11 protein-coding genes are annotated in these 12,678 nt (G+C 65.9%); 4 read left to right on the top strand and 7 right to left on the bottom strand.

Annotated features, from left to right (window positions below; genetic code table 11):
* From AC3WJE_RS20305 to AC3WJE_RS20295, 3 genes are all read right to left on the bottom strand, one after another.
* A partial coding sequence (locus tag AC3WJE_RS20305) for a hypothetical protein (RefSeq protein WP_493732653.1) occupies positions 1 to 256 on the bottom strand: 256 nt, incomplete at its 3' end.
* Between the two features lie 135 nt (positions 257 to 391).
* On the bottom strand, positions 392 to 1,084 hold the full coding sequence (locus tag AC3WJE_RS20300; RefSeq protein ID WP_493732652.1) for a methyltransferase domain-containing protein: 693 nt from the start codon (positions 1,082 to 1,084) through the stop codon (positions 392 to 394).
* Positions 1,085 to 1,160: 76 nt separating this feature from the next.
* Complete coding sequence (locus AC3WJE_RS20295; RefSeq protein ID WP_493732651.1) at positions 1,161 to 1,769, bottom strand: SGNH/GDSL hydrolase family protein; 609 nt, start codon at positions 1,767 to 1,769, stop codon at positions 1,161 to 1,163.
* A 103-nt stretch (positions 1,770 to 1,872) separates the two neighbouring features.
* Between AC3WJE_RS20295 and AC3WJE_RS20290 the strand changes: the two genes are divergently transcribed.
* Positions 1,873 to 2,205: an SMR family transporter gene (locus AC3WJE_RS20290; protein WP_493732650.1), complete on the top strand. Its 333-nt coding sequence runs from the start codon at positions 1,873 to 1,875 to the stop codon at positions 2,203 to 2,205.
* A gap of 16 nt (positions 2,206 to 2,221) precedes the next feature.
* Here the strand turns inward: AC3WJE_RS20290 and AC3WJE_RS20285 are convergent, their stop codons facing one another.
* Entirely contained in the window at positions 2,222 to 3,496 is a 1,275-nt protein-coding gene (locus AC3WJE_RS20285) for a pyridoxal phosphate-dependent aminotransferase (RefSeq protein ID WP_493732649.1), read from the bottom strand.
* A gap of 268 nt (positions 3,497 to 3,764) precedes the next feature.
* Between AC3WJE_RS20285 and rsgA the strand changes: the two genes are divergently transcribed.
* Together rsgA and AC3WJE_RS20275 are read left to right on the top strand one after the other, a co-directional pair.
* The gene (gene rsgA, locus AC3WJE_RS20280; protein WP_493732648.1) at positions 3,765 to 4,865 is read left to right on the top strand and encodes a ribosome small subunit-dependent GTPase A; all 1,101 of its coding nucleotides are present in this window, start codon (positions 3,765 to 3,767) and stop codon (positions 4,863 to 4,865) included.
* Between the two features lie 6 nt (positions 4,866 to 4,871).
* Positions 4,872 to 6,116 carry a flavohemoglobin expression-modulating QEGLA motif protein gene (locus tag AC3WJE_RS20275; RefSeq protein WP_493732647.1) on the top strand — a complete coding sequence of 415 codons (1,245 nt, stop codon included), beginning with the start codon at positions 4,872 to 4,874 and terminating at the stop codon, positions 6,114 to 6,116.
* A 79-nt stretch (positions 6,117 to 6,195) separates the two neighbouring features.
* On the opposite strand, the gene AC3WJE_RS20270 is transcribed toward AC3WJE_RS20275, so the two are convergent.
* Positions 6,196 to 8,109: an alpha-amylase family protein gene (locus AC3WJE_RS20270; RefSeq protein ID WP_493732646.1), complete on the bottom strand. Its 1,914-nt coding sequence runs from the start codon at positions 8,107 to 8,109 to the stop codon at positions 6,196 to 6,198.
* 46 nt (positions 8,110 to 8,155) lie between these two features.
* Positions 8,156 to 10,579 carry a TonB-dependent receptor gene (locus AC3WJE_RS20265; protein ID WP_493732645.1) on the bottom strand — a complete coding sequence of 808 codons (2,424 nt, stop codon included), beginning with the start codon at positions 10,577 to 10,579 and terminating at the stop codon, positions 8,156 to 8,158.
* Between the two features lie 502 nt (positions 10,580 to 11,081).
* On the opposite strand from AC3WJE_RS20265, the gene AC3WJE_RS20260 reads away from it, so the two are divergent.
* Complete coding sequence (locus AC3WJE_RS20260) at positions 11,082 to 12,404, top strand: MFS transporter (RefSeq protein WP_493732644.1); 1,323 nt, start codon at positions 11,082 to 11,084, stop codon at positions 12,402 to 12,404.
* Positions 12,405 to 12,498: 94 nt separating this feature from the next.
* Here AC3WJE_RS20260 and AC3WJE_RS20255 read toward each other — a convergent pair.
* Positions 12,499 to 12,678: hypothetical protein (locus AC3WJE_RS20255; RefSeq protein ID WP_493732643.1), on the bottom strand; the 180-nt coding region annotated here is incomplete at its 5' end.

The following is a 12,678-nucleotide window of genomic DNA, read 5'->3' as shown; positions in this document are numbered from 1 at the left end:
GCATCCATGCCGCGGCAGAAAACGACGTGCATCCATGCACGTCGCCCTTCGGGTTATTCCCGCTGGCTCCGTCGCTGTGGATGGGGGGGCCATAAAAGCGGCAAAGCAAAAGCAAAATCACGAACAACAGCAACAGCAACAGCAACAGCAACGGCAAAAGCTTGGCTTTGGCTTGAAGTGCCAGTCTGGTCGGGATCGCCAGATACTCGCTCCCCGTCGTCCCCGCGTAGGCGGGGACCCAGCGACTTTCGATCACATCGCAGCAGTGTCACTTACGCGGAAGCGATACGAAAAAAAGCACCCAGTTCCAATGCACATGGGACATGTCGGGATCGAGTGATGGTGAGAGCCATGAACCGTAGGAGCGGCAAATACCCGAAACGAAAATGCGCTAGCCCCGCTCAGCAACGATCAGCCAGTTGTTGAATGGCGTATTGCCATAAAGCGGTGCGAAGCGCGCCCGCAGTCCGGCGGCTTCCAGCTGGGCTTGCAGGCGTGCGCGGGTAGGCGGGGAGCGTGGGCGTTCCTGCATCCAGCCGGCTACGTGGGCGAGTACGTCGCCAATCCTGCTGGTGCGACCGCGGCGGCTGCTGTCGTCCAGGCCGCAGCGGATCACCAGCCGCGCGCCGGGTTGCAACATGCGTGCGGCCTGTGCGATCAGATCGGCCTGGCCGGCTTCGGACAGGTACTGCAATACGTCCAGGATCGCCACGCTGCCACGGTGGTCAGGCGTGCCTTGCTTGAGGTCGAGTACATCGAAACGCGTGCGAATCAGGCTGCTGCGCTTGGCGATCCGGCGCGCACGCTGGATCTTGGCGGCGTCGATGTCCACACCGCGATAGTCCAGTGCTTGACCGTCGGCACGCAGTGCATGCGCGAGCAGGCCCAGGCCGCAGCCGAGATCGAGCAGCGGCGCGCGGGTGGCGCGCAGGGCATCGAGCACGCCGGGATAGAGCGGGTCGGTGCGCAGTTTGATGCGTGTGTAGTAGTAGTCGTAGCGGTTGCCCAGCGGATGCGTCGGCAGGAACGCACGCGCGATGGCGTGGGCCCGCAGGGGGCTCAACGGACGGGTAGCATCGCTCATGGCGCGCTCCGGGTCTGGGGAGTCACGCTCATCCTAAGATCCCCGCGGATGGATGTGCGGTGCTCCTGTGAGGGATTCACAAAAAAACACGCCGGGCTTCAGGCAGCGTCAACGCGGTCCAGCCGGCGTACATCATGGCGGATGGGTGCAGCGCGTCATCGACCAGCATCTCCACTTCATGGCCGTGTGCACGGCTGTAAGGCGTGATATCGACGAAACCGACACCACGCTGGGCGCAAACGTCGGCAGCCACTGCGTTGAACGCATCGATCTCGCGGCCAATCATGGCCGCATCGCGGCCCGATGCCCGCGCGAACGGCGTGACACCCCAGTCAGGGATCGACAGCACCAACACGTGCCCGGCATGCCCATCGGCAAAACCAATCGCGCGTTCCAGCAAGGCAGTGAACTGCACGCGGTACTCGTCCAGTGAGCGGCCGCGATACTGGTTGTTGACGCCGATCAGCAGCGTGACCAGCGCGCACGGTCCCTGCGGAGCGACGGCGTCGATGCCGGCATCCAGCTCGTCGGTGGTCCAGCCGGTGGTTGCGATGATCTGCGGATCAGCCAGCGCGATACCTTCGGCACGCAGCGCCTGCGCCAGTTGCACAGGCCAACGACCGGCTTCCGGCACGCCTTCGCCGATGCTGTAGGAATCGCCCAGGGCGAGGTAACGGAGGGTCATGGAATAGGCGGCCGTTGCGCAGAAAAACGCGGCATGAACAAGGCTGCCGCAATGGGCGCCGAGCATACACAATCGTGGCGTTCGTCCGTCAAGGAGACGTGTGATGAAGCCATGGTTGTTACTGGGAGGCGCCATCCTGGCCGAGGTCGTGGCGACCAGTTCGCTCAAGGCCAGTGATGGTTTCAGCAGGCTGTTGCCATCGATCGTGGTCGTGGTGGGCTATGCGGTCGCGTTCTATCTGCTGTCGTTGACACTGAAGACGATCCCGGTCGGCATCGCCTATGCGGCCTGGTCGGGGCTGGGGATCGTACTGATCGCCTTGATCGGCTGGCTGGCGTTCGGGCAGAAACTCGACATGCCCGCGATCGCCGGCATGACGCTGATCATCGCCGGCGTGCTGGTGATGAACGTGTTTTCGAAGGCCGGCGCGCACTGAACGCGCCGACAGGGAGTCAGGCAGCCGACTGCTTGCGCTTGATCGGCACGACCTTGGTATTGGCCTCGGCACGACGCGACAGCGCACGGTCGATACGCGCGAACACATCGCGCATCACTGCCGGTTCCGGCAGCAGGGTCACGCGGAAGTGGTTGCGGTAGGGCACGTTGAAGCTGGAGCCCGGCACCACCAGCACGCCTTCCTCGTTCATCAGTTCGAGTGCGAACTCATGATCGTCGAAGCTGCGCGCAGCGTGCCCGACCACCGCCGGGAACGCGTACAGCGCACCGGCCGGGGCGACCAGCGACAAGTGTTCGCTGGCAGCGCAGGCCTCGATCACCGCGCGGCGGGTTTCGTACAGGCGTCCGCCCGGCGAGCACAGTTCGGTGATCGTGTCCGGGCCGTTGACCGCGGCTTCGATCGCGTACTGGCCCGGCACGTTGGCGCACAGGCGCAGTGCGCCGAGCAGGTCCATCGCGTTGCGCAGGTCGCCGACGCGGGCGATGTCGCCCGACAGCAGTGCCCAGCCCACGCGCCAGCCGCAGGCGCGGTGCACCTTGCTCAGGCCACCGTAGGTGATGCACGGCACTTCGCCGGCCAGTGGCGCGATCGGCTGGAACGTCGCCCCGTCATAGAGAATCTGGTCGTAGATCTCGTCGACCATCAGCAGCAGGTCGTGCTTGCGCGCGATCGCCACGATCTTCTCCAGCAGCTCGCGCGAATAGCTGGCGCCGCTGGGGTTGTTCGGGTTGATCAGCACGATCGCGCGGGTGCGCTGCGAGATCAGGGTCTCGATCTGCACCGGGTCGGGCAGGAAGCCGTTCTCCGGCAGGCAGCTGTAGAACACCGGGCGGCCATCGTTGAGGATGGTCGCGGCCGACCACAGCGGGTAGTCCGGCGAGGGCACCAGCACTTCGTCGCCCGGGTTGAGCAGGGCGCGCAGCGACAGGTCGATCAGCTCGGACACGCCGTTGCCGATAAAGATCCGGTCCGGATGGGCATCGGGATGGTTGCGTCGGCCGTAGGCGTCGGCGATCGCCTCGCGCGCCAGCGGCAGGCCCTGCTGATGGGTATACGGGTCGGTGCGGCCCATGTCGTCGGCGATCGCGCGCTGCAGGTGCTCGGGCGCGCGGAAGCCGAAGTTGCCGGGGTTGCCGATGTTGAGCTTGACCAGCTTGCGGCCCTGCGCCTCCAAGTCCCTGGCTCGCCGCGCCAGCTCGCCCCGGATCTCGTAGCGGACTTCGGACAGGCGCGCGCGCGTGGCGAGCGGCTTTTGCGGGCTGTTGGACATCGACGTGGGCCGGTTTTGGGCGTGGAACCGGCATGGTAGCGGAAATGTGGCAGGGCTGAATGGCCGATTTCCTTGCAGTTGCAACCACGTTTTGCCGAGGGTTAAAGCAGCGGCGGCGTCCGGCAGAAGGATCCCGATCGGAGCTAGCGCCGGGCTTGCTCGGCTGGGCTTCATCGGGAAAGCCTCAGCCGGGCAAGCTCGGCTCCACGGGGCGTCACCGCCGGGCTCCGTGCAGGCGGGACCGATGACACCCCGTAGAATCTCCGCCATGACTCAAGCTTCCCCCGACTACCCCGCGCTGCGCCGAATCGGCTGGCCCTGGCCCGGCGCGCCCGAGGATCCGGGCTGGCGGGCGCTGTTTGCGGCGCATCCGCAGGCGTTGCCGGCACGGGTGATCGAGCAGCATCGCTCCGGTTACGTGGTGGCCGATCGCGCCGAGGCGTCGCTCAAGGCCGAGTCGCTGCCGCAATGGCAGCTGCCGCGGTTTCCGTCGCATGAACGTGCCGCGGTGGGCGACTGGGTATTGATGGAGGGCGTGCGGATCGTCGCGTTGCTGCCGCGGCGCACCGCGATCAAGCGCGGCGCGGCCGGCGAGCATTATCACCAGCAGGTGATCGCGGCCAATATCGATACGGTGTTCATCGTCTGCGGGCTGGATGCCGACTTCAATCCGCGCCGGATCGAGCGTTACCGGCTGCTGGTCGGCAGTGGCGGCGCGCAGCCGGTGGTGGTGCTGACCAAGGCCGATCGCAATTCCGACGTGCCCGGCGCGGTCGCTGCGCTGGTCGAGCTGGCGGCGCAGGATGTGGCAGTGCGTGCGGTCAATGCCAAGGATCCGCAGAGTGTGGCGGGATTGCACGCGTGGCTGGGTCCGGGACGCACCGCGGTGCTGGTGGGTTCTTCCGGTGCCGGCAAGTCCACGCTGACCAACACCTTGCTGGGTGTGGAGAAGATGCGTACCAACGAGGTGCGCGAGAATGACTCGCGTGGCCGTCACACCACCACGTATCGCGCGTTGATCGCGTTGCCGGACGGTGCCTGTCTGATCGACACGCCCGGCATGCGCGAATTGAAGCCGACCGGTGAGGAGGACCTGGCCGAAGGCGGTTTCGGTGACATCGAGGCACTGGCGGCGCAGTGCCGGTTTCGCGATTGCGCGCATCTGAACGAACCGGGTTGCGCGGTGCGCGCGGCGATCGAGGCGGGTCAGCTCGATCGGGCGCGGTTGGCGAACTACCTCAAGCTGCGCGAGGAAGTGGCCGGCGCTGCCGACAAGCTGGCGGCGAGGTTGGTGCAGAACGCCGCCGCGAAGGTGCCGGGCAAGAAGAATCTCGGCAAGCGCCCCGGTGGGCGCCCAGGCCGGCACTGAGCGCGGATGGGGAGCATCGATCCCGCCATTGCCGTCCACGCCGCACTCGATGCGCGGCTGGTGCGGGCGGTACGCGGGATCCGGCTGCTCGGTCTGACCAGTTGGCCGGCCTCGTTGCAGGCACCGTTCCTCGAGGGTTTCGCGCGCGGCGCGGTGAAGCCGCCGCAGGTCGATTACCCGCGACTGGACTTCAGCGATGCGCGCCGCGAGCTGGAGGCGATCGCCAAGGCGGCCGATCCGCAACACCCGTTCGGTCACTACCTGCGTGAATCGGTGCGCAGCTGGGATGTGGCTGCGGCGCTGCTGGAGTCGCTCGGCAGCGCGCAGGCGGCGCGCTATTCGGAACAGTTGTTCGGCGTGCCGGACGACCCGATGCCGGGTGCCGGGCCGACCACGCGCGAGGCGGCGCGCCATTTCATCCAGATCGCGCAGGAGCTGGATCGCGAACTGCTGGCGCCGGAGGAGCAGGTGCCGGTTTCGGCGACGGCATTGGCGCTGCAACTGCAGGGCGATCTCGACGAGTTTTTCGAAGGACGCGTGATCACGGTCGAGCTGGATCCGGAGCTGATCGCCAAGGCTGCGGCGGGTCCGGAGCGCATCCGCCTACGCAGTGGCGCGAGTTTCAGCGATTACGACCGGGCGCAGTTGTTCAACCACGAGGCGCTGGTGCATTCGCTGACCGGGCTCAATGGCCGCGAGCAGGTGCATCTGCCGAGCCTGGCGCTGTCCTCGCCGCGTGTGACCGCCACGCAGGAAGGCTTGGCGACGTTTGCCGAGCAGATCACCGGCAGCATCGACATCGAGCGGATGAAGCGGATCAGCCTGCGCATCGAGGCGATCGCACGCGCACGCGACGGTGCGGATTTCGTCGAGGTGTTCCGTTACTTCCTCGATGCCGGGCAGAGCGAGGCGGAGAGTTTTGCTTCGGCGCAGCGGGTGTTCCGCGGCGTGCCGACCAGTGGCGGCGCGGCGTTCTGCAAGGACACCGTGTACCTGCGCGGGCTGGTGGCGGTGCATACCTTTTTCCGCCAGTCGCTGCAGCGTGATCGGTTGCCGCTGTGCCGGTGGTTGTTCGCCGGCAAGATGGCGCTGGAGGATGTCGAGCCGTTGGCGCCGTTGTTCGAGGACGGCACGCTGGCGCCGCCGCGCTGGTTGCCGCGCTGGGTGGCGCGGACCAGTGGATTGGCGGGGATGCTGGCGTTTTCGTTGTTCGCCAACCGGATCCGGATGGATCGGTTAAGCGGATCGTAGGAGCGGCGTGAGCCGCGATGAGGCTTTACCGGGGAAGCTTCATCGCGGCTTACGCCGCTCCTACGAGGTTCTGGGTGCCTCAGCGCCGCTGCAACCAGCGCAAGCCGTAGCCGGGCAATGTGATGCGGGCGTTGTTTTCGTGCGCCGGCGCATCGATACGCCCATCGGTCAGCGCGATCCAGTCGGCATGCCCGGTGACATTGGCGAGGTCGACCTCGGCCGCTTCCGTGCCGAAGTTGTACAGCCCGACGAAGTCTTCGCCGCGTGCGAGCAGGAACAGCTGCGGCTCCGGTAGCGGCAGGGTGTGCAGGGATCGGGCGGCATCCAGGTCGGGTTGCTGCTGGCGTACTTCGATCAGGCGGCGCAAGCGTGTGTAGACCTGCCCAGCGATGTCATGCTGATCATGGCGAGCCTCCGCGCGTGTCCAATCCATCACCGGACGATGCAGCCAGCGGCCTTCGTGGCGGCGTTCGGGATCGTCGCGGAAGTCGTGATCGTTGCCGAGTGCGAGTTCGTCGCCCATGTAGATCAGCGGCACGCCGGGCATCGCTAGCGCCAGCGCGTACAGCAGCACCAGTCGGTCGATCGCGATGGCCAGCGCGGCTGTGTCGCCACGTGCCTGTGCTTCTTCAATGCCGACCAGCGCGGCGGTCATGCCGTTGCTGCCGTGCACACCGTTGCCATCGCTCTGGAACGGCTCGCCGCGTGCGTACGAGCCCGGCGTCCCGCCGGCGAAGAAGCGCGCGACATCGGCCAGTGCGAACGGGGGATGGCCGTCGCGCCCGGCAGCTTCGCTGCGCAGCACGTTCCAGCCGATGTCGTCGTGACAGCGCACGTAGCTGAGCCACGCGCAATCGGACGGCAACGGCGGACTGTGCGCGATCACCTCGTGCAGGATGTCGCCGCGCTGCAGTGCCAGTGCCGACCAGCCGGCCGCCATCAGCGTGCTGTGATAGGCGAGGTGACATTCGTGGCCGGTGTTGGCGCCTTCGCCGAAGTAGGGCGGCAGCTGCGCCATCGGCACGATCGCCTCGGCCTTCAACACGACCGACGGTGCGGCGATGTCGATCATCGCGCGCAGCGCCTGCAGGATGACGTGTGCCTCGGGCTGGTTCATGCAGTCGGTGCCGGGGCGCTTCCACAGGAACGCGGTGGAATCCAGCCGGAAGGCTTCGACGCCGAGATTGGCCAGCCGCAGCAGCGCCAACGCCATCTCGCCGAACACCTGCGGGTTGCTCCAGTTCAAATCCCACTGGAACGGATAGAACGTGGTCCAGGCCCAGGCTTGTGCTTCTGGAATCCAGGTGAAGTTGCCGGGCGCGGTGTGCGGGAATATCTGGCCGAGCGTGCTTTCGTAGGCATCCGGCGTCTGCCGATCGGCAAACAGATGGTAGTAGTCGCGATAGCGCGTATCGCCGGCACGCGCGGCTACCACCCACGGATGATCGTCGGCGGTGTGGTTGAGCACGAAGTCGGCGCACAGGCTGATGTTGGCTTCGCGCAGGCGTGCAGTGAGCATGCGCAGGTCGGCGTTGCTGCCCAGGCGCGGATCGACCTGACCATAGTCGCTGACCGCGAAGCCGCCGTCGTTGTCGCCTTCGCGCATGCGCAGGAACGGCAGCAGATGCAGGTAGCGCACGCCAAGTTCCTGCAGATAGGGCGTGCGTTCGGCGACGCCACGCAGGTTGCCGGCGAAGCGGTCGACATAGGCGCTGTAGCCGAGCATCGACGGATGTCCGAACCAGCCGGGTGTGCGTTCGGCATCGAGCCGGGTCAGTTCGGCCGGGCGTTCTTTGATCACCTCGGCCAGTGCTTGCAGCCAGTCCGGCAACCATGGCGCGTAGGCCGGATGCGTGCCGTACAACGCGTGCAGCGCATCGAACAGGCGCGCGGCATGCGCGGTGTAGCGGGGTCGCATGACATCGGTGTGCTCGACGAACGCGGCGAGCAGGGCGTCGTGGCGGTGGGGGGGCGTCTCGATCGCGGAATTCATGATGAAGCCGCGCCCCGCAGGACGCGGCATGCTCCTGTGCAGTGGATCAGAAGTCGTAACGCAGGCCGACGCTGGCGGTGCGGCCGGCGATGGAGCGGGCGCGGATGATGCCGTTGTCGGGGATGCTGGCTTCCTCGACTTCGGTCAGGCCGAAGGTATCGAACAGGTTGTTGACGTTGAGCGACAGCGTCAGCGCATCGGTCACGCGATAGGTGCCGAACAGGTTGACCTGGGTGTAGCCCGGCATCTTCAGTTCGTTCGAATCCTGCGTGTAGGACGAGGTGGTGCCGATCGCGTTGACGCCCACTTCGTAACGATCGCCCCGGTAGCTGGGGGTGAGCTGCCAGATGAACTTGGCCTGGCGGCGTGGGGTGTGGCCGACGTTGGCGGGGGTGATCTGGTCCTTGTCGATCTTGGCGTCGGTCCAGGTCACGCCGCCGTTGAGACCGAAGCCGTCGACGCGGTAAGCCGCTTCCAGTTCGATGCCATGCGCCTTGTAGGTGCGGTTGAAGAACTGCTGGGTGGTGGCCTCGTAGTTCTGTTCCTCGGTCCTGGCGGCGAAGGCGGTGGCGAACAGGCTCAGATTGTCATAACGCCACTTCAGGCCGCCTTCGAGCTGTTTGACGAAGTTGACCGCTTCGCTGGACGAGACCGAACCATCGTCGCGCACCACACCGAACAGCAGGCGGTCGGCGTTGGCGCGTGCGCCGCGGCTGTAGCGGGCGAATGCGGCCAGATCATCGGTGATCAGGTAGTTGCCGCCGAACGAGTACGACAGGTAGTTCCAGTCGTAATGCACCGGCTTGCTGTTGGCGTAGTCGATGACCGCGACGCTGCGCTCCGGAGCCTGGATCACGCCGTCGCCATCCACGTCCAGGTTGCTGACCAGCGCGCCACCGGCGTATGAGCCACGTGCCTTGCCCATGTCGTAACGCAGGCTGGCATCCAGGCTCAGCGGGCCTTGTTCCCAGCCGAAGGCGAGGTAGGGCGCGTTGATGGTGTAGCGCACGTCGTAATGACGGGTGTTGTCGGTGCCCCAGTACGGCACGCCGTAGGCGTACAGACCGTTCTGCGAGAGCAGGCTGCCGTCGGCGGCGGCCACATCGAGCAGGCGCGAGCGGCTGGACAGGCTCTGCACGTAGGAATTCCAGATCCAGTCCATATCGATGTTCTGGCGCGAGCTGTACCAGCCGGCCTTGATGTTGAGGCTGCCGTCGCCGATGGCGAGATCGCGCGCCAGGCTGAGGTCGTTGACCATGTTGCTCAGGTCGTTGATGCGCACGTTGAACAGATGCGTGCGCACGGCCTGGCCGGTATAGGTCGAGCCGTCGCTGTTGCGCAGTGTCGCGCCGCTGCCGCCGATCTCGGCGGCCAGCGTAGCGGCGTCGGCGACTTCGGCCGGGAATGGCGAGACGAAGCTGCCGGAGGTGTCGGCGTAGCGGAACTTCTCGCTCAAGGTCCAGCCGCCGACGTCGAACTGGGCTTCGGCACCGATCGCGCGCGAGACCGGATGCATGCCTTCGCCCTGGTCGATGCGGGTCGAGCGGTTGTCGCCGTTGAGGCTGGGGCTGCTGCGGAAGTAGGGGCTGTACAGCGTGTCGGTGCCGGGGTCGAAGCTGCCGACGTTGCCGAAATGCGGCGAGCCGTCGCTGCCGCTCACGCGCGTCGGCACTGGCAGATAGCCGGCGGCGCGATCGTTGAGGTACTTGGCGTAGACACGCACGTAGCCGTTTTCGAACAACCGGGTCAGGTTGGCCTTGAGCTGGCCGCCCTTGTCGGTGGCATAGCCAGCATCGCGCACGCCGTCGCCGCGCCGGTAGAAGCCGCCGACGTGGAACTGCCAGTTCTCCGCGAACGGCTGGCCGTAGTCGAAGTCCAGGCGGGTGTTGTCCCAGCCGCCGACGCCGCGGGTGATGCCGACGCTGCCGCCCTTCACGTCACCGGTCTTGCTGATGAAGTTGATGATGCCGCCGGGCGAGTTGGAGGCGAAGGTCGAGGCCGAGCCGCCACGCACCGCTTCGATGCGTTCGATGTTGTAGTCGGCGCGCAGGAAGATGTCGGCGTTGCCGAAGGCGATGTCGCCGAATTCCAGCACCGGCAGGCCGTCCTCGTGCAGTTGCAGGAACTTGGCGCCGCCGGAGGCGACCGGCAGGCCGCGCACGGCGATGTTGGCGTTGCCTTCGCCACCGCTGGATTCGGAGCGGATGCCCGGGATGTTGCGGAAGATCTCGGCGGTGGAGCGCGGCGAGGATTGCTCGATCGCCTCGGCGCCGACCGTGCTCACCGAGATGGCGGCCTTGAGCTTGCTCTTGGCGGTGGCGGTGCCGGTGACGACCACGGCATCCAGGTTGACCGCGTTGTTGTCGGACTGGGCGTTGCCGGCCTCCTGCGCGAACGCGGCGGGCGCGGCCAGCGCGGCGGTCACTGCCCAGGCCAGGGCATGCAGGCGGAATGCGGATTGCGTGTACATCGGTTCCCTCGCTAGCGGAATGGGGTGTCTCGAACGGGAGCGCACGTGTTCCGTCCCTCCCCGGGGCGGACCGGCATGGGGGCCGGCCTGACGTCGCGGGGCGTAGGGATACGCATCTTTGCAAACGATTGCAATCCTGCGCCGCAGCATGCCATCGCCAGATGGTCAGGATGCGTGTGTGGTCGATAAATTATGCAGCTCGCTTGCTGCGGCGCAGCGTTACAAACGATTGCAATAATCCCCAGGATAGCGACCAAGGCCGTTGACCCGGCTTTCTTTCCACCCGATCAGCGTCGGGTGTCAGTCATCGAGGCTTCTCTCCCGTCGGGAGCGGGGTCGGGGCGAGGATGCGGTTGAAGTCCCTGCGACGTTCGGTTGCATGAGGCATCAGTCCGTACGCTCATCCGCCTCTTGGAGACCGCTTCCTGCGAGGGGAGAAGGGCCCGGCTGATACTCGACGTCGATCAGATCCCTTCATCGTCTTCGCGCAGGAATTCCCGGCATGCCGCCGCAACGTCCCACGCTTTCGCTTACACGCGTACTCGCGCTCAACGCCGGCTTCTTCGGCGTGCAATACAGCTTCGGGCTGCAGCAGAGCAACATGAGCCCGATCTACAACTACCTCGGCGCCGATCACGCCAGCCTGCCGTACCTGTGGCTGGCCGGGCCGGTGACCGGCCTGGTGCTGCAACCGCTGGTCGGCGCGATCAGCGACCGCACCACCACGCGCTGGGGGCGGCGCATGCCGTTCATCGTGCTCGGTGCGCTGGTGTGCAGCCTGTGCCTGCTGACGATGCCGTTCAGCACCGCGCTGTGGATGGCAGTGTGCCTGCTGTGGGTGCTCGATGCGGCCAACAACGTGGCGATGGAGCCGTATCGCGCGTTGGTCAGCGACGTGCTGGAACCACGCCAGCGCCCGCTCGGCTATCTGACCCAGAGCGCGTTCACCGGGCTGGGCCAGACCCTGGCCTATCTGACGCCACCGTTGCTGGTGTGGTTCGGCATGGATCAGGACGCGGCCAACGACCACCACATTCCCTACGTCACCATCGCCGCGTTCCTGATCGGTGCGGTGTTCTCGGCGGTTTCGATTCTGCTGACCTCACGCAGCGTGCGCGAGCCGCAGCCGACACCGGTGGAGTTGCAGCGCATCCGGCAGTCAGGACGCGGCGTCGGCGCGACGCTGCGCGAGATCGCGTGCGCACTGCGCGAGATGCCGCCGACGATGCGTCAGCTGGCGCCGGTGATGCTGTTCCAGTGGTATGCGATGTTCTGTTACTGGCAGTACATCGTGCTGTCGTTGTCGAGCACGCTGTTCGGTACCACCGATCCGACCTCGCATGCGTTCCGGCAGGCCGGGTTGATCAATGGACAGATCGGCGGTTTCTACAACTTCGTAGCGTTCGTGGCGGCATTCGCGATGGTGCCGTTCGCGCGTCGTTTCGGTCCCAAATCGGCGCATACGGTGTGCCTGATCGCGGCGGGCATCGGGATGCTGATGCTGCCGGCGATCCAGGATCGTTGGCTGTTGTTGCTGCCGATGGTCGGGATCGGTCTGGCCTGGGCCAGCATGATGGGCAATCCGTATCTGATGCTGGCCGAGAGCATTCCGGCGGAGCGTACCGGTGTTTACATGGGGTTGTTCAATCTGTTCATCGTGTTGCCGATGTTGATCCAGATCCTGACCTTGCCGTTGTATTACGAGAGTGCGTTGGGTGGGGATCCGCGCAATGTGATTCGTTTGGCGGGGGCGTTGTTGTTGGCGGCGGCGGTGTCGATGGTGTTTGTGGGGGTTCGGAGGGGGAGGGTGGCTTCGTTGGTGTGAGGTTTGGGTGTGCCTTGGGCGCGTTCCTCTGATCTACCTGCCGTCGTCCCCGCGTAAGCGGGGACCCAGCGACTTTCGCGCTATCTCTCTACCGTCATCCCCGCGAACGCGGGGATCCATGGACGTTCGTGCAGGTGGCAGTGATCTCGTAGAGCGGCGCTTGCTCCGCTGCTCTTGCGTTTGATTTGCTGTTGAAGGCAAAGGCTTTCGCTCCTTCGGAGCGAGTCACCTTGATCAGCCATTCGGCTGCTGTAAAGCGCTTCTTTGCTCGTGC

It is taken from the genome of Pseudomonas sp. GW821-FHT07E12, assembly GCF_058986605.1.
The sequence above is the reverse complement of the archived record's forward strand: the minus strand, read 5'-3'. Positions and strand labels throughout refer to the sequence as shown.